This window comes from Pseudoxanthomonas suwonensis, assembly GCF_000972865.1.
Taxonomy (GTDB): domain Bacteria; phylum Pseudomonadota; class Gammaproteobacteria; order Xanthomonadales; family Xanthomonadaceae; genus Pseudoxanthomonas; species Pseudoxanthomonas suwonensis_B.
Genome location: NZ_CP011144.1, coordinates 1,829,185 through 1,851,983, shown reverse-complemented (window position 1 = coordinate 1,851,983; position 22,799 = coordinate 1,829,185). Strand labels below are relative to the sequence as shown.

Annotated in this window: 7 protein-coding genes; 4 read left to right on the top strand and 3 right to left on the bottom strand. The window is 70.7% G+C overall.

The genetic code is table 11. The annotated features are described in order from the left end of the window. Positions 1 to 22: 22 nt before the first annotated feature. Both WQ53_RS07745 and WQ53_RS07740 read right to left on the bottom strand, forming a co-directional pair. The gene (locus tag WQ53_RS07745; RefSeq protein ID WP_052631614.1) at positions 23 to 850 is read right to left on the bottom strand and encodes a hypothetical protein; all 828 of its coding nucleotides are present in this window, start codon (positions 848 to 850) and stop codon (positions 23 to 25) included. 314 nt (positions 851 to 1,164) lie between these two features. Continuing rightward, positions 1,165 to 3,285: a TonB-dependent receptor family protein gene (locus WQ53_RS07740; RefSeq protein ID WP_052631612.1), complete on the bottom strand. Its 2,121-nt coding sequence runs from the start codon at positions 3,283 to 3,285 to the stop codon at positions 1,165 to 1,167. A 322-nt stretch (positions 3,286 to 3,607) separates the two neighbouring features. On the opposite strand from WQ53_RS07740, the gene WQ53_RS07735 reads away from it, so the two are divergent. Next, complete coding sequence (locus WQ53_RS07735; protein ID WP_052631611.1) at positions 3,608 to 5,026, top strand: FAD/NAD(P)-binding protein; 1,419 nt, start codon at positions 3,608 to 3,610, stop codon at positions 5,024 to 5,026. Between the two features lie 64 nt (positions 5,027 to 5,090). Here WQ53_RS07735 and phhA read toward each other — a convergent pair whose 3' ends face one another. Next, positions 5,091 to 5,987, bottom strand: coding sequence for a phenylalanine 4-monooxygenase (gene phhA, locus WQ53_RS07730; RefSeq protein WP_052631609.1), 897 nt, complete (start codon positions 5,985 to 5,987; stop codon positions 5,091 to 5,093). A gap of 127 nt (positions 5,988 to 6,114) precedes the next feature. On the opposite strand from phhA, the gene WQ53_RS07725 reads away from it, so the two are divergent. The 3 genes from WQ53_RS07725 (at position 6,115) to WQ53_RS07715 (ending at position 22,738) form a co-directional block, all read left to right on the top strand. Continuing rightward, positions 6,115 to 6,594 carry an Lrp/AsnC family transcriptional regulator gene (locus tag WQ53_RS07725; RefSeq protein WP_052631608.1) on the top strand — a complete coding sequence of 160 codons (480 nt, stop codon included), beginning with the start codon at positions 6,115 to 6,117 and terminating at the stop codon, positions 6,592 to 6,594. 605 nt (positions 6,595 to 7,199) lie between these two features. After that, positions 7,200 to 19,013, top strand: coding sequence for a DUF7507 domain-containing protein (locus WQ53_RS07720; RefSeq protein ID WP_144409265.1), 11,814 nt, complete (start codon positions 7,200 to 7,202; stop codon positions 19,011 to 19,013). Next, on the top strand, positions 19,010 to 22,738 hold the full coding sequence (locus WQ53_RS07715) for a hypothetical protein (protein WP_201774034.1): 3,729 nt from the start codon (positions 19,010 to 19,012) through the stop codon (positions 22,736 to 22,738). The genes WQ53_RS07720 and WQ53_RS07715 overlap by 4 nt, the downstream gene beginning before the upstream one ends. Positions 22,739 to 22,799: the final 61 nt, after the last annotated feature.

Genomic DNA, 22,799 nt, shown 5'->3' with positions numbered 1-22,799 from the left:
GACGGGGCGTGCCGCGTGCCGCTCAGTAGCGGACGATCAGCCCCACGCGCAGGCCGCTGTTCCTCATGTCCAGGTGCCCGGTGAAATGGCGCCGCTCGGTGCTGGCCCGGATGTCCATGACGTTGTAGTCGAGCATCAGTCCGGCGTGCTGCCAGGGATGCCATTCCACGCCCAGGCGGGCGTAGCTCACCGTGCCGTCGATGTTGTTGATCTCGGTGGACAGCCAGCCGGCGTCGGCCGAGATCCGCCAGTGCTCGCCCGGGGTCCAGCGCCAGCTGGCGCCGAGGGTCGGTGCGGGCAGGTCGCCGTTGAACGAGTCCTCCAGGGCGCCGCTGCCGACCGGATTCCCGTTCACGTCCAGGACCAGGTCCAGTCCCAGTTCGACCTGGTACACGGTCAAGCCCAGCCGCGGCCCCAGCGCCCAGTTCTCCGAGGAGAAGGCCCACCAGACGTAATAGGCCTCGATGCTTTTCAGGTCGTAGGTGGCGCGCACGGTGGCCGAGGCCTCGTACACCTGGTCCTCGAACACGATGTCGCGCTGCAGGCGGCGTTCGACGTCGACGTCGTTGCGGAAGTAGGACAGGCCGAACTCGTGGCGGTCGAACGGCCGCCAGGACAGCCGGGCGAAGGCGATCGTGTCGTCTGGGTCCAGGCCCAGGTCGCGGCGCAGGTCGATGCTGGTGCCGTCGGTGAGGCGCCCGTCCGCGCGCAGTTCGGTATCGAAGCGGCTGACGTAGCTGCCGATGCTGAAGTTGACCGTATCCAGCGGCTCGACCGCCGCGGCCACGCCCGGCGCGCCGGCCAGCAGCGCCAGCAGGATGGTGTTCCGGCAAAGCGAAGTGCGCGACATGGAAACCTCGGGTCGGTGATCCGGCCGCGGCCCCTCCGGGCCGGAAGGCGGCGAAGCGGCAGGCAGGGCGACTATACGCCCGAAGCGCGGCAGCCGCGGGCATGCGCCGACCTGCCGTCGTTCCCGCGCAGGCGGGAACCAGGCTTCCGGCCCTTCGCGCAGGGCGTGGATATCCCGTCGTCCCCGCGCAGGCGGGGACCCAGTGACTTGAGCCTTCGAGAACCCAGGGACGCCGGGTGATCCTGCAGCTGTCGTGGAGTGCTCCCCGCCTCCGCGGGAAGGACGGGTGACGAGCCGCCCTGTCCAGCGCCCGCCTAGCGCGGCTGCCACTCCAGGCCCAGCAGCAGGCTGCGGCCGGGCCCGGGTTCGTAGTAACGCCCGTTGGCCTCGTTGACGATCACCGAGCCGACGTGGCGCCGGTCCAGCAGGTTGTCGATCCGGGCGAATCCGCGCAGGCGGCCCTGGCCCGCGTCCCAGCGGCGCGCCGCTTCCAGGTGCAGCAGGCCGTAGCCCGGCGCCGAGGCGCTGCCGCGGTCGTCGACCGTGACTGCGCCGACCGCGTTGGCCTCCAGCGCCGCGTCCCAGGCCTGGCCGTTCCACTGCAGGCGCGCGTAGCCCTGGCGGCCGGCGACGCCGGGGATCGCGGTGCCGGCGGGAACGATGTCGCCCGGCGCGGTGCAGGTACCGGTGCACAGCGGGAAGGCGTCGCGGAAATGCGCGTCCAGCCAGGTCGCGGCCAGCTGCAGCGACCAGGCCTCGGCCAGCGGCAGCCGCGCCGACAGCTCGGCGCCCTGCCGGCGTGCGCCGCCGACGTTGCGGAAGCTGCTGCGCCCGCCACTGTTGCGTGCCACCGCCAGCTCGTCGTCGGTGTCGGCGCGGAACACCGCCGCCTCCAGCGCCGCGCCGCCGGCGCGCCGCCACTTCGCGCCCAGTTCCAGGTTGCGGCCGACCGCCGGACGCAGGTCGAAGGCCAGGCCGGCGCCGCCGTCGGCGCGGTAGGCCAGCTCGTTGAAGGTCGGCGTCTCGAAGCCGCGGCCGGCCGACAGGTACAGGCGCAGGTCCTCGTGCGGCGCGAACGCCAGGCCGGCCACCGGGGTCAGCCGCGAATACTCGACCCGGCCGCTGTCGTCGGGGTTGGCGGCGGTGACGTAGCGGTCGTCGGAGCGGAAGCGCACCGTGCTGTAGCGCGCGCCGGCCAGCAGCGACCACTGCGGCGCGAACCGCCACCAGCCCTGCGCGTAGCCGTCGAGGTTGTCGACGCTGTCGCGCTGGTCGCGGCGCAGCGCACCGCGCACGCCGAGCAGCGGCGGGCCGGCGCCGTCGCTGCGGAAGTTCTCGTAGCCGCGGCGCCGCTGGCGCTGGCGGTCGGCGCTGGCGCCGGCGGTGAATTCCAGATCGCCGCCGCCGGCCTGGCCACGCCAGCTGGCGCGCGCGTCGAGCCCGCCGTAGCCGCCGTCCAGGTCGACCACGCCGCCGGCGCTGAGCGGGCTGGCCTGCGCCGCCACCGGCACCGCCAGGTACTGGGTCACCGCGCGTGCGCCGCCGTAGCCGGACAGGCGCAGGTCGCCGGCCTCGCCCAGTGGCTGGCGCCAGCTCGCGCCCAGCTGGTCCTGCCGCACCGACTTGCGGGTGTCGTACTGGAGCGCCACCGCGGTGGCCTGGCGCGGGTCCTCGCGCACCTGCGCCCAGGTCAGGCCGAGCGGGTCCTGCGCCTGCGGCGAGCGGAAATGGTTGCCGACCAGGTCCAGCCGGCCGCCGCCGGGCAGCTCGCGGTGCAGCTTGGCGTTGAACGACTCGCGCCGGGCGGCGCTGTGCTCGCGGTAGCCGTCGGTGTCGAACACGGACGCGGCCACGTTGTAGCCGCTGGCGCCGACGCTGCCGAGCAGGCGCGCGCTGGCCGCGACGCTGCCGTAGCGGGCCGCGGTCGCGCGCAGGTCGGCCTGCGTCGCGTCGCCGCCGTCGGCACTCCACAGCTGGACCACGCCACCGGAGGAATTGCCGTACAGCGCCGAGAACGGTCCGCGCATCACCTCGACCCGGTCGCCGGCGGCGAGGCTGAAGTGCGCGAGCTGGCCCTGGCCGTCGGGCATGGTCGCCGGGATGCCGTCGGCATACAGGCGCACCCCGCGCACGCCGAAGGTGGCGCGCGCGCCATAGCCGCGGATCGACAGCTGGGTGTCCTGCGCATGGTTCTGCCGGTCACGCGCCAGCAGGCCGGGCACGCCGCCGAGGACTTCGGACAGGTTGACCTGCGGCCGTGACGAGTCCCGGCCCAGGTCGATCACGTCCAGCGAGGCGGGCAGGTCGAAGGCCGATACCGAGTCCACGCGCGCGGTGACCACCACCCGCGGCAGGGTGGTGTCGGCGGCGGCGGCCAGGGTGGGGACTGCGGCGAGGAGCGCGCCTGCGGCGCGGTACCGGGTGCGGGAGGTCATGCCCGGCAGTGTACGGGCCGCGTTGTGGACGCCATGCCGACGGCTTGATGCGCTCCCTCTCCCCCATCGCATAGCGATGGGGGAGAGGGTTGGGGTGAGGAGGGCTCTGCCCGCGGTGCGTGGAACCGCACGGTTGTTGCATATGGGTGCAGCCACCCGCCCGCGCCCCGGCGGCTCAGAACCAATCACCATCATTCCAATCGGCCATGTGCATCTGCCGATCTGTTTCCAGGGAAACGGCAGGCTTAACCGGGGTTTTACCTACGCCGCCGGCCGGACCGGTCTACTGCGCCTTCGTTGACTTGGGCGGGAGGACTGGGCGATGCGGATCACGATCATCGGCGCGGGTTTCACCGGCAGCGTGCTGGCCACCGAGCTGGCGCGCAGCGCACCGACCGGCGTGGACCTGTGCCTGGTCGGCACGCCCGACGGCTACGGCCGCGGCGTGGCCTACGGCGAGGCGCGGCCGGAGCACCTGCTCAACGTGCGCGCCCGCGACCTGGGCGCGACCCAGGACCAGCCCGGCGAGTTCGCGCGCTGGCTCAACCTGACCCGGCGCGCCGAGGAAAGCTTCCTGCCGCGCCTGGTCTACGGCGAATACCTTTACTCGCGGCTGCAGTCGGCCGCGCAGGTCTCGCTGGCCGGCTTCAACCAGGTGCAGCAGGAGGCGGTGGCGGTGGACCGCGAGGGCGGCGCGTACCGGGTGCTGCTGGCCGACGGCTCGGACTTCCTCACCGACCGGGTGGTGCTGGCGGTGGGCACGCTGCCGCCGCAGCGGCTGCAGGGCGTGGGCCCGCGCCTGCTGGTCGATCCCGGCTACATCGCCTGGCCCTGGCAGCGCAACCTGTACGGCGAAGACGCGCTGGCGCGGGTGCCGAACGCGGCCCGGGTGCTGATCGTCGGCACCGGCCTGACCATGGCCGACACCGTGGTCACCCTGCTGCGCCGCGGCCACACCGGACCGATCACCGCGCTGTCGCGGCATGGCCTGCTGCCGCGCGCGCACCTGCCCGAGCCGGGTCCGGCGATCGCGCTGCCGCCGAACGTGCTGCACGCGCTCAACAGCGCCGACGTCGCCTTGCTGCTGCGCACCCTGCGCAGCCTGGCGCCGATCGTGCCGGACTGGCGCGCGCTGGTCGACGCGCTGCGCCCGTACCTGCAGGGCTACTGGAAGACGCTGCCGGACGAGCAGCGCGCGCGCTTCCTGCGCCACCTGCGCTCGTACTGGGAAATCATCCGCCACCGGCTGGCGCCGAGCGTGCACGAGGAACTGGAGCAGCTGCAGGCGCAGGGCCAGCTGCGGATCCGCGCCGGCCGCCTGCTGCGCGCCCGCCGCGGCGAGGCCGCGGTCGAGGTGGTGATCCGCGAGCGCGGCCAGGCGCACGCCTCGGCCGAGCAGTACGACGTGCTGGTCCGCGCCACCGGCCTGGACACCGACGTCGAGCGCACCAGCCATCCGCTGGTCGGCCAGCTGCGCGACGCCGGCACCATCAGCGCCGACCCGCTCGGCCTGGGCCTGCGCGCGACGCCGCAGTTCGAGGTGCTGGACCGCACCGGTGCGCCGGTGCGCGGGCTCTACTGCATCGGCCCGCTGCTGCGCGGCCAGCTGTGGGAGATCACCGCTGTGCCGGAACTGCGCGTGGCCGCGCGGCAGCTGGCCGTGCAACTGCTCAAGGCGCCGAGCTCGTCCATGCGCGTGGCGCGCGAGCCGTTGCCGCTGGCGGCGGTGGCGACGGGCTGAAGGCGGATCGGCATCACCTCTGACTGGCGACGCCCGATCTCCTGCCCGGAGCGGATGAAAGGGATCAGACGTCGCCGTCGGTCGCCCAGCCCTCGCCGCTGCCGCGCTGGTGCACGTGGTCGTCCTCGCGCACCTCGCCTGCCGGAATCGTGTCCTGCGTCGCCAGCCGCGCATAGATCGGGGTGAAGTCCGGTTCGGTCGCCCGCATCAGCTGCTCGAAGCTGTCGATCACGAAGTAGGTCTTCTGGAAGGTGTCGATCCGGTAGCGGGTGCGCATGATCCGCTCCAGCTCGAAGCCGATCCGGTTCGGCGCCGCCGATTCAAGCGAGTGCAGCGACTCGCCCTTGGACGAGACGATGCCCGCGCCGTAGATGCGCAGTCCGTCGGCCTGGCGGATCAGCCCGAACTCCACCGTGTACCAGTACAGCCGGGTCAGGTTCTGCAGCGCCTCCGGGCCGATGCCGTGCGCCTTCACTCCGCCGCGGCCGTAGGCCTGCATGTAGTCGGCGAACAGCGGGTTCATCAGCAGCGGCACATGGCCGAACAGGTCGTGGAACAGGTCCGGCTCGGCGATGTAGTCGATCTGGTCCGGGCGACGGATCCACCAGGTCACCGGGAAGCGGCGGTTGGCCAGGTGGTCGAAGAAGTCCAGCTCCGGCAGCAGGCCCTCGACCCCGACCAGGGTCCAGCCGGTGGTTGCGCCCAGCACTTCGTTGAGCTGGTCGAAGCGCGGGATCGCGCGCGCGTCCATGCCCATCGCGTCCTGCGCCTGCAGGAACTCGTCGCAGGCGCGGCCGGCCAGCAGTTCGCGCTGGCGCGCGTACAGCGTGCCCCAGGTGGCGTGGTCGTCGGCGCTGTAGTCCAGCCACGGCTGTTCGACCACGGCGGTGGTGTAGACCGGCACGTAGCCCTTGTCGGTCTGTTGGTGCTCCACGCGGCGCGGGGCATTGGCGTCGTTCATCGTGCTGGCTCCTGCGGGCAGGTCCGCCCAGCGTAGGCCGGAAATGGCGCAACAGGATTGCGAAGTTGCGCGTATTCACCCTGGGCGTGCAATCTTGTTGCGTGAAAACGATGTTGCGAGGCAACAAATGGCCGCCACCCACGGTTTCGACCGCACCGACCTGCGTCTCTTGGCCCTGCTGCAGCGCGACGGCCGCGCCAGCAACGCCGACCTGGCGGCGCAGGTGAACCTGTCGCCTTCGGCCTGCCTGCGCCGGATCCAGCGGCTGGAGGCGGCCGGGGTGGTCGCCGGCTACGCCGCGCGGCTGGATCCGCAGGCGCTGGGGCTGGGGCTGCAGGCCTTCGTCCGCGTGCAGCTGGAGAAGCACGGCGCGCCCGGGATCGAGCGTTTCGTCGAGAACGTGCAGGGCTGGGACGAGGTGGTGGCCTGCCACGCGCTGACCGGCGACATGGACTACCTGTTGCACGTCTACGTGCGCGACCTCGAACACTTCTCGCGCTTCCTGCTCGACCGCCTGCTCAACGCCTCCGGCGTGGCCGACGTCAACTCCAGTTTCGTGCTGCGCACGGTGAAGGCGTCCGCCGGCCTGCCGTTGCCCAAGGCGTAGGCAACGCACGGAACGCCGCGGCGCCGGCATCCGCCCGGCATCGTGCACCGGGGTGCTTCGGTGTAACGGATTTGCACCGCAAAGCGGACAACGAGTCGCATAGTGCAGATGACCGGTTCATCGGATCTACGCAGCGATGAGCATGCGCACTTGGTCAGCTTTGTGACGACCTATCCGCGCCGAATCCAGCCTAAATTAGCGGTATCTGTCTTGACAGCCCGGGTACGGCGCACCTAACTAGGCGCGCAGGATCACACGTGCGCGCCCATGCGGCATCCGGATCGCATCGCACCTGGGCGCCATCATCGATGTAGGACTTTCCGGGGTAAGGCGGTGACTGGGATGGCCCGCGCTTCTGAAACGTCGAATGCCGGTTTCGTCCGCTCCTGGATCGCGGGCGACACCGCCGTGCCCATTGGCTTGTCGGAAATGATTGGACGTGCGTGGCGGCCACCGACCGCACGCAATGCTTCGCATGCTTGAACTCGTGTAGGGCGCGCGACCGGTTCAGTGGTCGCGTGACAACCGGATCGGCCGTGGCGTCAGGGGTGCCTGCGAACGCGCGGCCAAGCCGGGGAAACCGGGGGCTGAAGCGGATGCTGGCAATGCAGGGACTGCGTTACCGGAGTGTCGCCTGGGTGATGGGCATGGCCCTGCTTGCCTGCGGCGCGGTGCCGGCGCATGCGCAGACCCAGGTGCAGAACGGCGCGCAGGTGTCGCTGCCGGCCGGGGTCGCGGACGACCCGTCAGACAACAGCGACAGCGTCACGGTCGGCGTCTATGCCGTGGCCCTGGGCAAGACCGCCAGCCCCGCCAGCGGCACGCCGGTCGCGGTCGGCGACACCATCCAGTACACGATCACCGCGACGATCTCCGCGGGCACCACCGCGGCCCCCATCCTGATCACCGATACGCCGGGACCAGGCCTGCAACCCGTCACGCCGCTGCCCGCCGGCTGCACCCAGGCCGGCGGCAACGTCGAGTGCGTGGTCCCGGCCGGGACCACCGGCACGTACTCGGTCACCTACGGCGCCACGGTGCTGCCCAGTGCCGGGCTGGCGGTGGCCAACAGCGCCACCGGCGGCGACAGCTGCCCGGCCGCCTGCACCACCACCCATCCGGTCTACCGCGGCGTCACCCTCACCAAGGCCTGGGAAAACGGCAGGCCCGGCGACTCCGTCCAGCTCACCATCTCCGGCCCCGGCGTGCAGAACGCGGTACCCGGGTCATCAGCCGTGTCGGGCACGACCACGCCGGCCACCGCCGTGGCGCAGCCCGGCTCGACCGTGACCGTGGCCGAGGTCTTCTCCCCGGCCGCGTCGGCGGGTAACTACACGGTCGCGCTGACCTGCGTGCGCGACATCGACGGGGTGATAGGGGCGACCATCGGCGCCACCTTCATCATGCCCGCCGACAGTTCGCTGACGTGCACGGCGACCAACACACGGCGCTCCGCCCAGCTGCAGCTGGTTAAGACCTGGGTGAACGCCCAGCCCGGCGACACCGCGACGGTCACCAGCAACGGCTTCACCTTCCCGGCCACGGTCAGTTCCACCGCGGATGCGACCGGCGGCAACAGCACCACCGGCGCACAGGTGGTGGTCTATGCCGGCGAGTCGGGCACCATCACCGAAACCCTGAGCAGCCCCGCCAACTACACCGCGGCCATGGCGTGCACCGGCAACGCCATACCGCTGTCCGGCAACACCCTCACCGTCGCCGGCGGCGACACGGCCATCACCTGCACCCAGACCAACACCCGCAGGCCGGTGAACCTGGTGCTGGAGAAGCGCTGGGTGAACGCCCTGGTGGGCGAGCAGGCGCAGGTCTCGGCCAGCGGCAGCCTGCACGGTCCGGTCACGCTGGATTCCAGCGCCGACACCGCCACCGAGACCGATACCGGGACGGCGCAGCAGGTGTACGCCGGTGAAACCCTCACCCTGTCCGAAACCTTCGCCACCGCGGCCAATGCCGCCAACTACACCAGCGTGCTCAGCTGCAGCGGCAACGGCACGCCGCTCGCCGGCGACCAGCTCACCGTCGGCGCGGCGGACACCACGATCACCTGCCGCTACACCAACACCCGGCTGCAGGCCACGCTGCAGCTCAACAAGGTCTGGGGGCCGAACAGCCGCGGCGGCGACCAGGCGCAGCTGGCCGCGACCACCGGCCTGCTCAACAACACCAACGCCTTCACCTCCACCGCTTCGGTCGGCGCAGCCAGCATCACGGCGACCGTGTATGCGGGCGAGATCGCCACCCTGCCGGCCGAGACCATGTCCGCCGGCGCGCTGGCCAACTACACGGTGGCAGTGTCCTGCTCGGGCGGCGCCTTGTCCGGCACCGACGGCAAGGTCGCCAACACCCTGGAAGTGCTGCCCGCCGACCAGGGCCAGCCGATCCAGTGCACCTACGCCAACACCCGCAACAGCACCACGCTGCAGCTGCAGAAGACCTGGCTCAACGGCCTGCCGGGCGATACCGTCAGCCTGGTGGCCAGCGGCAAGGGTACGTTCAATTCCAGCGCCAGCGGCGGCCCGAGCCAGACCGACAGCGGTCCGGTCTGGACGGCGTATGCCGGCGAAGTGATCACGATCGACGAATCGTTCGGCACGATCACTTCCAACCTGTACTTGGAAACCCTGGCCTGCACCAACACCAGCGGGCTGGTCAACGATCCGGGCGATCCGACCCGCGGCACGCTGACCGTGGGCGCGACCGACGGGCCGATCGTCTGCACCTTCACCAACGACCGCAAGAGCACCGAGCTGTACGTGCGCAAGGTCTGGGGTGGCCCGGTGACCGGGGCAACGGTCAGCATCCCGGCGACCACGGGTTTCATCAACAACAGCACCCCGTTCACTTCGACCGACCCGACCGCCACCACGGTCGGCCCGTTCGAGGTGTTCGCCTTCGAGACCGGCCAACTGCCGGCCGAAAGCTTCACCACCGGCAATGCGGCCGACTTCGACAGCAATGTGAGTTGCGATGGCACCGACACCAATCTGGGTAACGGCCTGACCATCTCGATCGCCGACGCCGATGCTGGCGTCCCTGTCACCTGCACCTACAGCAACACGTTCGTGCCACGGCCGTCGCTCGTGGTCGACAAGAGCACCACGGTGACCAGCGTCAACGCCGCCGGCGACGTGATTCCCTATTCGATCACCATCACCAACGACGGCAACGTCCCGCTCGACAATGTGACCCTGGACGATCCGCTGCTGGTCGGCCAGGGCACGCTCAGCTGCAATCCGTCATTGCCCGCGACGCTGGTGCCCGGCGCGACGGTCAGCTGCACCGGTTCCTACACCGTCACCCAGGCCGACATCGACCGCTTCGGCAGCGGCGATGGCAGCGACGACGACTTCGTCACCAACACGGCCGATGCCAGCGGCACGGATCCGGACGGTGCCACGATCACCGACACCGATGATGCGGAAACGGCATTGCCCGCGCGCGATTTCGTGGCCGATTTCAGCAAGAGCGGCACCCTGGCCGACACCAATGGCAGCGGTCAGGGCAGCGCCGGGGAGACGATCACCTACAACTTCACCATCACCAATAACGGCAATGCCACCATCCAGAGCGTCACCATCGTCGATCCGCTGCTGCCCGGCCTCAGCTGCGGGCCGATCGGGCCGCTGGCGCCGGGACAATCGGTGCTGGTCGGCAGCCCCGCGCCGCCGGCGGACGTGCTGTGCACCGGCAACACCTATGTAATCACCCAGGCGGACATCGACAGCTACGGCGGCGGCAGCGGCAACATCGACAACATCGCCTTCGGGACCGGCACCAGTCCGACCGGTGGCAGCGCCAGCGGCGAGGCCAGCGAAACGACGCCGCTGGATCCGCCGGCGCCACGCCTGCACCTGGACAAGACCGCCAGTCCTGCGAGCGTCAGCGCCGCCGGGGAGGTCGTCACCTATTCGTTCACGGTCACCAATGCGGGCAACGTCACCGTGGCCGGCATTGAAGTCGTCGACCCCAAGGCAGGGCTGGGGCCGATCACCTGCACGCCCGCGGCGCCGTTCGACCTGGCGCCCGGCGCCAGTGCCACCTGTTCGGCCACCTACACCGTGACCCAGGCCGACATCGATGCGGGCGGGGTGATGGTCAATACCGCCACCGCCGCCGGCACGTACGACGGCCGGCCGGTGGTCGACACCGACACCGCCGCTGTCGACATCGACACGGGACCGGGCACGGCGACCATCATCAAGACCGCCGACAAGACCTTCGTCTCGAGCGTCGGCGAACAGATCACCTACACCTTCACCGCCTCCAACAATTCGCAGGTCACCCTCACCGACGCCCAGATCGTCCAGGACACCGTCATCGACGCCCTGGCCTGCGACGTCATCCCGACGCTGGCGCCGGGGCAGACGGCGACGTTCAGCTGCAACGGAACCCATGTCTATACGGTCCAGCAGCAGGACATCGACAACCAGGGCAATCCTGTCGCCGACAGCGGCGTGATCCTGAACACGGTCACGGGACAGGCGACGTACCTCGACGACGGCAATCCGGTCACGGCGACCGACTCCGACGACTGGATCGTCGACCTGCCTGCGCGCGCGCCGGGCCTGTTCCTGCGCAAGAGCTCGAACGTGGTTTCGGTGCCCGGACCGAATTCGCCGGTCCTCTACAGCTTCGACGTCACCAATACCGGCAATACGACGCTGCTGAACCTGACGATCACCGATTCCCTGTTGCCCGGCCTGGACTGCGACCCGATCGCCTCCTTGCCGCCCGCCGGCACGGTGACGTTCACCTGCGATGCCGCCAGCAGCACCTATACGGTGACCCAGGCCGACATCGACAGCGGCAGCACCGACTTCAAGCCCAACGACGGCCAGATCGACAACCGCGCCACCGTCAGCGCGACCGTGGCCGGCACCACCGACATCCTCACCAATTCGGACGTCAACGAAGTCACCCTGCCGGTCCGCCAGCCGGCGATCACCCTGCTCAAGCAGGCGGACGTGACCAGCATCGCCGCGCCGCTGACGGTCAACTACAGCTTCCGGGTGACCAATACCGGCAACGTCACCGTCAACGACGTCACCGTCAGCGACGGTACGCTGGGCCTGGCGTGTCCGGCTTCGCCAGCGGTCAACCTGCCGCCGGGTGCGTCGGTGCTGTTCGGCGGCAGTGGCCAGCCCGGCGTGGACGTGGTCTGCACGGGGACGGCGCGTGCGGTCACCCAGGCCGACATCGACACGGAAACGTCCATCGAGAACGCCGCGGCGGCGACGGGCGTCACCGTCAGCGGGCCGTCCGGCCCGGTCAACCTGCAGGCCACCAGCACCCTGTCGATCCCGATCGTCAAGAATCCCTCGCTGGCCTTCGGCAAGGCCGCCGACGTGGCCTCGGTGGCGCTGCCCGGCGATCCGATCGTCTACACCATCACCGGTACCAACAACGGCAACATCACCTTGACCAACGTACGCGTGGTCGACCCGCGCGTGCCGTCGCTGAGCTGCACGCCGCCCACGCCCATCACCTCGCTGGCGCCGGGAGAAGACTTCACCTGCATCGGCACCTACCTGTCGACGCCGCTCGACTTCGACACCAACGGCGGCGGCGACGGCGATATCGACAACACGGCCGAAGCGCTGTGGAACGGAGGCCGGGCCACCGCATCGGCCACCGTGCAGCTGCCGATTCCCGTGCAGACGCTGGCGCTGGTCAAGACCGCGGGCAGCCCCAGCATCGACCAGGGCCTCGATGCGGCCGTCACCGACGCCGGCGACACCATTACCTACACCTTCGTGGTGACCAATACCGGCAACCAGACGCTGACCCAGCTGGTGATCAACGACGCCAACCTGAACGGGCCGGTCACCTGCGACCGTACTGTCCTGGAGGCCGCCGGCCCGAACGAAACGGCGACCTGCACCGGCGTGCACACGATCACCCAGGCCGAGATGGACAACGGCGTGATCGACAACACCGCCACCGCGTCGGCCACGCCCCCCGCCAGCGCCCGCGTCACCTCCGCGCCGGACACGGCGACCGTCCCGCTCGCGGCCGGCCCGCAGATCCAGCTGGACAAGAGCGCTGCCGCCCCGACCACCGCGCAGGGTGCGTTGCCGTCGGTCACCGACGCCGGCGACACCATCCAGTACGGCTTCGTGGTCACCAACACCGGCAACGTGACGCTGTCCACGATCACCCTGAACGACCCGTCCCTGAACCCGGCGGCGGTGAGCTGCCCACCGGGCCAGCTGGCACCGGGCGCGTCGATGACCTGCGCCAGCCGTACCTACACGATTACCCAGGCGAACATGGACGCGGGCAGCGTCAGCAACACCGCCACCGCGTCGGGCAACCCGCCCAGCGGCGCTGCGGTCACGGATGACGATGCGACCACCACGGCGTTGGCCGAGAGCCCGGCGCTGGCGCTGGTCAAGACCGCCACGCCGACCACGGTGTCCGCGGTCGGCCAGCAGGTCGGCTATGCCTTCCAGGTCACCAACACCGGCAACGTCACGATCGGCCAGATCGCGATCCGCGAGGACGACTTCACCGGGTCCGGCGCGGTGTCGGCGATTTCCTGCTCGCCCACCAGCATCGCGCCGGGGGCGGTCGCCAACTGCAACGCCACCTACAGCGTGACCCAGCAGGACCTGGACCAGGGCTCGATCGTCAACGACGCGACCGCGACCGGCCAGTCGCCCACGGCGGTGCCGGTGGAGAGCAACCAGGACCAGGCACAGGTGACCGTCCTGGAGAATGCGGCGCTGACCCTGGTCAAGGCCGCCACCCCGGACGTGGTGAGCGTGGCCGATACGCCGATCGCGTACACCTACACCGTCACCAACACCGGCAACGTGACCCTGGACACCATCGCCGTCACCGAAACGGCGTTCGACGGGAACAACACGCCGGCGCCCGTGCCGGACTGCAGCGGCCAGCCGGCGGCGCTGGCGCCTGGGGCCAGTTATGCGTGCACCGCCGCCTATGTCTTCAACCAGGACGACCTGGACGCCGGCTTCGTCAACAACACCGCCCAGGCCACGGCGCTGGACCCGGGCGACAACGTCGTCGGCCCGGTGACGTCCAGCAAACGCGTGACCGGCGACCAGTTCGCCGAACTCGTTCTCGACAAGTCGGTCTCGCCGAGCCAGGTGTCGCAGGCCGGCGTCGTGGTGACCTACACCTTCCAGGTGACCAATACCGGCAACATCACCATCGACGGCGTGCAGATCAACGAAACCGCGTTCGACGGCACCAGTGCACTGACGCCGCCGACCTGCGCGGACCTCACGCTCGCGCCCGGCCAGGCGACGACCTGCACGACGACGTACACGGTCCAGCAGGCCGACGTGGACCAGGGCGGGATCCACAACGAAGCCACCGTCTCGGGCACCGATCCGGGCGGGGCCAGCGTGGTCAGCGCGCCCGACGCCGCCGATGTGGATGTCGATGCCCAGGTGCAGCTGGACCTGGCCAAGTCCGTGCTGCCGCTTGCCGTCAGCCAGGCCGGGCAGCAGGTGGTCTACATCTTCCAGGTGAGCAACATCGGCAACACCACGATCAACGACCTGGTCGTCACCGAGCTGGCCTTCAGCGGCACCGGCAGCCCACCGGTCGCGGACTGCGCGCGCACCACGCTCGCCCCGGGCGAACGGGTGCAGTGCACCGCCACCTATACCGCCACCCAGGCCGACATCGACGCCGGCGTGGTGACCAATACCGCCGAAGCGGACGGCACCACCACCAACGCCGGCCCCGCGGCCAGTGCGCCATCGAGCGCGCAGTTCACCGCCGCTGCGGCGCCCGCCCTGGCCCTGACCAAGACCGCGTCGCCCACGACCGTGACGGCGGTCGGGGACACGGTGAGCTATTCGTTCCTGGTGGCCAACACCGGCAACGTCACCATCGACAACCTGTCGGTCACCGAAACGGCCTTCAGCGGCACCGGCACGGCGCCGACCATCACCTGCCCGGTGAGCGAACTGGCCCCCGGCGCCGACACCACCTGCACCAGCACCGCCTACGCGGTCACCCAGGCGGACCTGGACGCCGGCCAGGTCACCAATACCGCCACGGCCAATGGCCAGGCGCCGGACGGCACCGCCGTGCCGAGCCCGCCGTCGAGTGCCACCGTCACCGTGGACCAGGACGTGCAACTCCAGCTGGTCAAGTCGGTACTGCCGACACAGGTGTCCACCGCCGGCCAGGTGCTGGCCTACAGCTTCGAGGTGACCAACACCGGCAACGTAACGGTGAACGCGATCGCCATCGAGGAGGCGGGTTTCAGCGGCAGCGGCACGATGACCGGGGTGGTGTGCGGGCCGGCTGCCGGAACCCTGGCGCCGGGCGATTCGGTCACTTGCACCGCGACCTACCAGGTCACCCAGGTCGACATGGATGCCGGCAGCATCGACAACGTGGCGCGGGCGAATGCCGTTGGCCCGGGCGGGCCGGTGGCCAGCAACGACGACGATGCCCAGGTCACCGTGGACAACCTGCGTTCGGCGTCGCTGGCCAAGGAAGTCACCCCGACGACCGTGGCCGCGGCCGGCGAGCAGGTCACCTACGAGTTCCTGATCACCAATACCGGCAACCAGACCGTCACCGACCCGGTGGTGGAGGAGCGCGCGTTCAGCGGCACCGGCGGTTGGCCGGTGGTGACCTGCCCCGCCGGCAGCTACCCGCCCAACGCCAGCGTGACCTGCACGGCCAGCTACACGGTGACCCAGGCCGACATCGACGCCGGCCAGGTGACCAACACCGCGCGTGCGCAGGTGACGCCACCCGATGGCATCCCCCTGCTCACCAACGAGGACGATGCGGTCGTCACCGCCACCGCCGTGCCCGGGCTCAGCCTGGAGAAGGCCGCCACGCCGACGAGCGTGTCCGCGGTCGGCGACACCATCGACTACACCTTCCTGGTGACCAACACCGGTGGCGTGACGGTCAATGCGCTGGTCGTGACCGAGACCGCGTTCAGCGGCTCCGGTACCGTGCCGGCACCCACCTGCGCGGTGACCACGCTGGCTCCCGCGGCAAGCACCACCTGCACCGCGAGCTACGTGGTGACCCAGGCCGACCTGCTGTCCGGCCGGATCACCAATACCGCCGTGGCCAGCGGCACCGTTGCCGGCGGCAGCGTGGACAGCGGACCCGACGATGCCGAGGTGACCGTCGTTCCCGCGGTCACCACCGTCGCCAAGGCGGTCGATCCGGCGTCGGGCACCGAGGTGGCGCCCGGCGACGTGCTGACCTACACGGTGACCGCCACCGTCGCCGATGCCAGCCTGCACGAGCCGGTCACGCTCACCGACACCCTCGGCCCGGGCCTGACCTTCGGTGCGGTGACCAGTGCCGGCGCCTTCGGCTGCAACGCGGCCAACCCGCTGGTCTGCACCTTGCCGGCCGGCACGCCTCCGGGCAGCTACCCACTCGTCTATACCGCCACCGTCGCCGCCGACGCCACCGGATCGGTGGGCAACAACGTCGTGGCCAGCAAGGATCCCGGCGTGGATCCGCCGGTGACCTGCACCGTGTGCGACACGGACAACCCGGTGGTCGCCTCCACCAGCACGGTCTCCAAGGCCTCCACGCCGGCCAGCGCCACGCCGGTCAATCCGGGCACGCTCATCACCTACACCGTGACCACCGTGGTCAGCGGCTCGGTGACGACCGAGGACATCACCCTAGTCGACACCCTCGACCCGGGCCTGACCTTCGGCGCGGTCACCAACCCGGGCGCCTACAGTTGCAGCGGCGCGCTTACCTGCGTGCTGCCGGCCGGGACCCTCCCGGGCAGCTACGACTTCACCTACACCGCCACGGTCGATGCCGACGCCACCGGTGCGCCGCGCAACGTGGTCGTGCCCAGCAACCCCGCCGGCGGCGACGCGGAACCGACCTGCACGGTCTGCGACACGATCCATCCGGTCAGCCGCCCGTCGATCGCGCTGGAGAAGAAACTCACCGCCAACGACGATGCCGACGGCAACGGCGAGGTCAGCGTCGGCGACACGCTCACCTATGGCGTCACCGCCACCAACACCGGCAACGTGCCGCTGGCCAACGTCACCATCGACGATCCGATCACCACGCCGGACAGCCTGACCTGCCCGCTGGTGACGCCGGGCGGCACCTGCGAGCTGGTGGCCACCTACACCGTCACCCAGGCCGACGCCGACGCCGGGCAGGTGCTCAACACCGCCACCGTGCAGACCGAGGCCCCGCCGGACGTGCCGCCGCTGCCACCGCAGGCCTGTCCGGCCGGTTCCGCCGACCCGGCCTGCGCCACCGAGATCGTCACCCCGGTGATCCAGCGCCCGGCCATCGCCACGACCAAGACCGCGGTGCTGACCGTGGACAACGCCACGCCCGGCAAGGGCAACATCGGCGACGTGGTCACCTACACGGTGAATGCCACCAATACCGGCAACGTCACCCTCACCGGCGTCACCGTCACCGACACCTTCCAGGGCGGCGCGCCGGTAACGCTGGCCTGTGCGCCGACCACCCTGGTGCCCGGCCAGGTCGCCAGCTGCGACAGCTACGAGCACGTCATCACCGAGGAGGAGGTCCACTCCGACATCGGCCTGCTGGTCAACACCGTGCTGGCGCAGGGCGACGCCGGCCTGGTGAGCGGCACCATCCAGGTCACCGCCAACGCCGCGGCGCAGGTGGAGGTGCAGAACGAGCCGGCGCAGCTGTACCTGACCAAGGTGGCCGGGGTGCGCCAGGTCAACGTCGGCGACCTGGTCCGCTACACCCTGACCCTGGAGAACACCGGCGAGATCGACCTGGTCGACGGCTACATCATCGACACCCCGCCGGCCGGCTTCACCTACGTCGAGGGCTCGCTGCAGGGCCGCGACGACGACGGCTTGGTCACCGCCACCGGCATCTCGCCGCTGCGCATCTCCGACATCGACCTGGCCGCCGGCAATACCGCCACCATCAGCTACCTGATGCGGGTCGGCGCCGGCGTGCGGCCGGGCACGCAGGTCAACCGTGCGGTGGCGTACGACCCGGCCTACGAAGGACCGGCCTCGAACGTGGCCACCGCCGAGGTCGTGCTGGGCAGCGACCCGATGCTCGACGAGAGCCTGATCTCCGGCACGGTGTTCAACGACCGCGACGGCGACGCCTGGCAGGACAGCGCCGCGCTCACCGGCGTGCGCGTGCAGGGCGGCTTCGCCCCCGGCGCGTACATCGCCGGCTCGACCACGATCGACCGCGGCGCCGGCGCGCAGTCCGTGCCCGACGCCAGCGCGCCGCTGCTGCGCGGCCTCGAGCTGGGCCGGATCGAAGGCCGCCAGTCGCCGGCCGATCCGGCCGCCGCGCACGAGGTGGTGATCCGCCAGCGCCTGCGCGAACCCGACTTCACCGGCGACTTCGTGCTGACCAGCGCGCAGGGCGCCACCGTGCGCATGGCCGCCGACGGCAGCACCACGCTGGAGACCCGGGGCGACGCCGCCAAGGGCCTGACCGCGGCCGCGCCGACCGTGCGCCGCCAGGTCGCGCAGTCGGCCGACGGCTACCAGGTCGACTACGTGGTGCGCAACGAAGGCATCGACGAGCGCGGCATCCCCGGCGTGCGCATCGCCTCGGTCGAGGGCCTGCTGATCGAGACCGACCAGTACGGCCGTTACCACCTGGTCGGCATCGACGCCGGCCGGGCCGCGCGCGGCCGCAACTTCGTGCTCAAGGTCGACACCGCCACGCTCCCGCCGGGTTCGGAACTGACCACCGAGAACCCGAAGGTGCGCCGCATCACCGGCGGCGTGCCGACCCGCTTCGACTTCGGCGTGCGCCTGCCCGAGCAGGTCATCGAGGGCCGCCGCGACGTGGAGATGACGCTGGGCACGGTGGTGTTCGCGCCGGGCAGCGCGCAGGTGCAGGCGCGCTACCTGGCGGTGGTGGACAGCATGGCCGAGCAGGTGCGCCGCCACGGTGGCGGCGAGGTGGTGATCGACGCCAGCGGCGAGACCGGGGCGCTGGCCCTGGCCCGTGCCGCCGCGGTGCAGGCGCTGCTGGGCGAACGCCTGGACGAGTCGCTGCGCCCGCAGGTGGCAATCAGCGTGCGCGCCGATCCGGACGACCCGGCCTCGCTGCTCGCCGGCATCGGCGAGGGTGGCACCGTGCTCGGCACGTTCCTGTTCGACACCGACAAGGCCACCATCCCGCCGCGCTTCGACCCGCTGCTCGACGAGCTGGCCAGGCAGGTCGCGGCCAGCGGCGGCGAGGCGATATCGATCATCGGCCATGCCGACCGCCGCGGCAGCCGCGAGTACAACGCCGCGCTCGGCCTGCGCCGCGCCAAGGCCGTCTACGAAGCGCTGGCGCAGCGGCTGCCGCCGGAGGTGCGCGCACGGCTGACCGTGGAAGTCGAGTCCGACCCGGGCGCGCCGCTGGGTCCCCCGGCAGCGGAGGGCACGCCATGACCCTGCGCCTGCGACTGCTCGATGCCGCCCTGCTGGGCGTGCTGTACGGACTGGCGCCGGCGGCCAACGCGCAGGCCGCCGATCCGGCGCCGGCCGCCACCACCCCGGCCGATGCACTCCCGGCTGGCGAGACCGCGCCACCAGCGGGCGCCGTGCCGGAACCGGCGTGCGACGACGCCGGCTGCAGCAGCGACGAGGGCGTCCTGTTGCGGTTGCGCACGCGCGGCGAGGAACTGCCGGCCACCTCGCCGGGCGCGCCGGCCACCGGCCGCGCGCTGGCGCCGGACCGGCGCGTCACCGTCGAGCGCGAGCGGCCCGGCCAGGTCACCGCCCTGGGCCGGTTCTCGGTGGCGCTGCCCGATGGCGGGGTGATCTGGGTCACCGAGGATCCCAATCCCGGCCTTCCGGAACTGTCGGTATCGGCCACCTCGCTGCTGCCGTTCGACGGCCAGCGCATCACCCGCCCGGTGCGGTTCTATGCGCGCGGCAACTACAGCGCCTTCGTCGAACGCTACGAGATCGCGATCTACCGCGGCAGCGACGGCGACCTGATCGAACCGATCGCCATCGTGCCGCTGGAGGTGGCCGCCGTCGCCGAGGGCGAATGGGACGGCCAGCTGCCGGAGCGCTACCGCTTCCGCACCGGCGACCCGCTGATCTACGTGCTGCGCGCGTACGGTGCCGGCGGCGCGGTCGACGAGACCTGGCCGCAGGTGATGCAGCTGGTGCTGCCGGAGGAAGCCGAGGGCGGCAACCGGCGCCTGCGCGAGGCGACCGAGCGCTCGCTGGGCACCGCGCTGAGCGGCGAGCAGGCCGAATCGCAGCGCCTGCTCGACAACGTCTTCGCCGGCAACGGCCTGCGCCAGCAGAACATCGCGCTCAACGGCTCGCGGGTGCGCATCCACGGCCGCAACCTGCCCGACCGGGCCAGCCTGACCATCGACGGCCACAGCTATCCGGTCGACCTGGACCGCAAGTTCGTCGCCGAGTACCTGATGCCGGTCGGCCAGCACGACTTCGAGGTGGCGCTGACCGGCGCGCAGGGCGACTACGCGCACACCCTGTCGGTGGACGTCAGCGGCGAGTACTTCTTCGGCATCGGCCTGGCCGACGTGACCATCGCCCAGAACAAGGTCAGCAGTTCGGTCGACCGCGCCTCGGTCGACCCGCGCTACGCCGACGACGTGATCAGCGACGGCCGCCTGGCGTTCTACGGCAAGGCCAAGTACAAGGGCCGCTACCTGGTCACCGCCCAGGCCGACACCACCGAGCGTGACCTGGAGCGCCTGTTCGACGGCTTCGGCAACGCCGATCCGCAGGACATCTTCCGGCGCCTGGACCCGGACCTGTACTACCCGGTGTACGGCGACGACTCCACGACCTGGCGCGACGTGGACACGATGGGCCGCTTCTACCTGCGGGTGGACTGGGACAAGAACCAGGCGCTGTGGGGCAACTACGCCACCGGCTTCACCGGCACCGAATACGGCCAGTACGTGCGTTCGCTGTACGGCGGCGCGCTGTCCTGGCGTTCGCTGCGCGCCAACGCCTGGGGCGACCCGGCCACGGTACTGCGCGCGTTCGGCTCGCAGGCGCAGACCGCGCCCGGGCACAGCCAGTTCATCGGCACCGGCGGCAGCCTGTACTACCTGCGCCACACCGACATCCTGCCCGGCTCGGAGGCGGTCACGCTCGAGATCCGCGACACCACCACCGGCCGGGTGGAGAACCGCGTCGTGCTGGTGCGCGGCGCCGACTACGAGATCGACGAGATGCAGGGGCGGGTGATCCTGAGCCGGCCGCTGGCGCAGATCACCCGCGACAACGTGCCGACCCTGACCCGCGACACCCCGCTGGACGGCTTCGAGCAGCGCCTGCTGGTGGACTACGAATGGATCCCGACCGGCTTCGACGCCGACGACATCACCGCCGGCGTGCGCGGCAAGCACTGGTTCGGCGACCACGTCGGCCTCGGCGTCACCTACGTGGACGAGAACCGCGCGGGCCAGGACTACACCCTGGCCGGCGGCGACCTGACCCTGCAGGTGGGCAAGGGCACCTACCTCAAGGCCGAGTACGCCAGGACCGAGTCCTACAGCGCGCCGGTGTTCTTCTCCGACAACGGCGGCCTGAGCTTCGTCCAGACCAACCCGCTGGGCCCGCGCGAGGGCGAGGCGCGGGCGCTGGAAGCGCGGGCCAACTTCAAGGAACTGGGCTGGACCGAGGAGGACTGGAGCACGGCGGCGTGGTGGCGCCGGGTCGATGGCGGGTTCTCGATCAGCCGCTTCGATCCGGGCGAGGAGGTGACCGAGTACGGCGCCGAGGTGCTGGGCTGGATCACGCCGAACCTCAAGCTGTATTCGCGCTACAGCGAGGCCGAGCGCGGCGCCGACTCGCTGGTGCAGGTGCAGGGCCTGCTGGAATGGCGGGTCAGCGACGACGGCACCTTCAGCACCGAACTGCGCCGGGTCCAGGAGGACCGCGCCGGCGTGGACGCCACCGGATTGCTGGGCGCGGTGAAGTACAGCCACCGCTTCGGCAGCAGCCTGGAACTGTACGGACTGGCGCAGGTCACGTTGGACGACGACGACGGTCGCTACGAAGACAACAACGCCCTCGCTGTCGGCGGCCGCTACCTGTTCGGCAACCTGTCGTCGGTGGGCGGCGAGGTCAGCAGCGGCGACCGCGGCAACGCGGCCAGCCTCACCGCCGAATACCGCCTGCAGCCGGACCATTCGATCTACGGCAGCTACACCTGGTCCACCGACACCCGGCGCTACGACTCGCTGTTCAATCCGAACCGGCAGAACGGCTGGACGGTGGGCCAGCGCTGGCGCCTGTCGCGGCAGGCCAACCTGTTCAACGAGAGCCAGTACCTCAAGGATCCCGACGGCTCCGAGGGCCTGGCCAATACCTTCGGCATGGATTTCTATCCCGGCGTCGGTTGGAACCTGGGTTTCACCCTGCAGGACGGCGAACTGACCAACGCCGGCGGCGGCAACATCGACCGCAGCGCGGTCAGCCTCAACGGCGGCCGCACCTCGGCCGACACCGACTGGCAGAGCAAGCTGGAGTACCGCCGCGACCGCGGCGCCGAGGACCGCGACCAGTGGGTCAGCACCCACCGTCTGGTGCACAAGCTCAGCGAGAGCCTGCGCATCGCCGCGCGGCTGAACTACGCCGACACCGACGACAACCGCGACCCGCTCGCCGACGCGCGCTTCATCGAGGGCAACACTGGCTTCGCCTGGCGGCCCTGGGACAGCGTGCGCTGGGAGCTGTTCGGCCGCTACACCTACCTGTACGACCTGGCCAGTCCCGGCCAGGTGGGCGGTAACGACTACGACCAGAAGACCCAGGTGCTGTCGTTCGAGGGCGTGTACCGCCACGACCAGAACTGGGAGGTCGCCGGCAAGCTCGCCCGGCGCGAGGGCGAGGCGCGCTACGGACGCGGCAGCGGCGCGTGGTTCGACTCGGCCACCGATTTCGCCGCGCTGCAGCTGCGCTACGAGGTGGTCTATGCCTGGCACGCGCTGGCCGAGTACCGTTGGCTGGACGTGCAGTCGGGCGGCACCCGGCAGGGCTGGCTGGTGGGGCTGGACCGCGACATCGGCAAGAATTTCCGCATCGGCGCCGGCTACAACTTCACCGAGTTCAGCGACGACCTGACCGATTTCGACTACGACCACAAGGGCTGGTTCCTCAACCTCGTGGGGGTGTACTGAATGGCGACGCAGGCTTCTCCCGCGCTTTCTCCGTCTTCCGGCCCTGGCCCGACCGGCAGGC

What these genes read in the sequence shown, in the direction of transcription:
- WQ53_RS07740 (WP_052631612.1), bottom strand. Translation starts at nt 3,285, where the DNA reads ATGACCTCCCGCACCCGGTACCGCGCCGCAGGCGCGCTCCTCGCCGCA.
- WQ53_RS07720 (WP_144409265.1), top strand. Translation starts at nt 7,200, where the DNA reads ATGCAGGGACTGCGTTACCGGAGTGTCGCCTGGGTGATGGGCATGGCC.
- phhA (WP_052631609.1), bottom strand. Translation starts at nt 5,987, where the DNA reads ATGAACGACGCCAATGCCCCGCGCCGCGTGGAGCACCAACAGACCGAC.
- WQ53_RS07735 (WP_052631611.1), top strand. Translation starts at nt 3,608, where the DNA reads ATGCGGATCACGATCATCGGCGCGGGTTTCACCGGCAGCGTGCTGGCC.
- WQ53_RS07725 (WP_052631608.1), top strand. Translation starts at nt 6,115, where the DNA reads ATGGCCGCCACCCACGGTTTCGACCGCACCGACCTGCGTCTCTTGGCC.
- WQ53_RS07715 (WP_201774034.1), top strand. Translation starts at nt 19,010, where the DNA reads ATGACCCTGCGCCTGCGACTGCTCGATGCCGCCCTGCTGGGCGTGCTG.
- WQ53_RS07745 (WP_052631614.1), bottom strand. Translation starts at nt 850, where the DNA reads ATGTCGCGCACTTCGCTTTGCCGGAACACCATCCTGCTGGCGCTGCTG.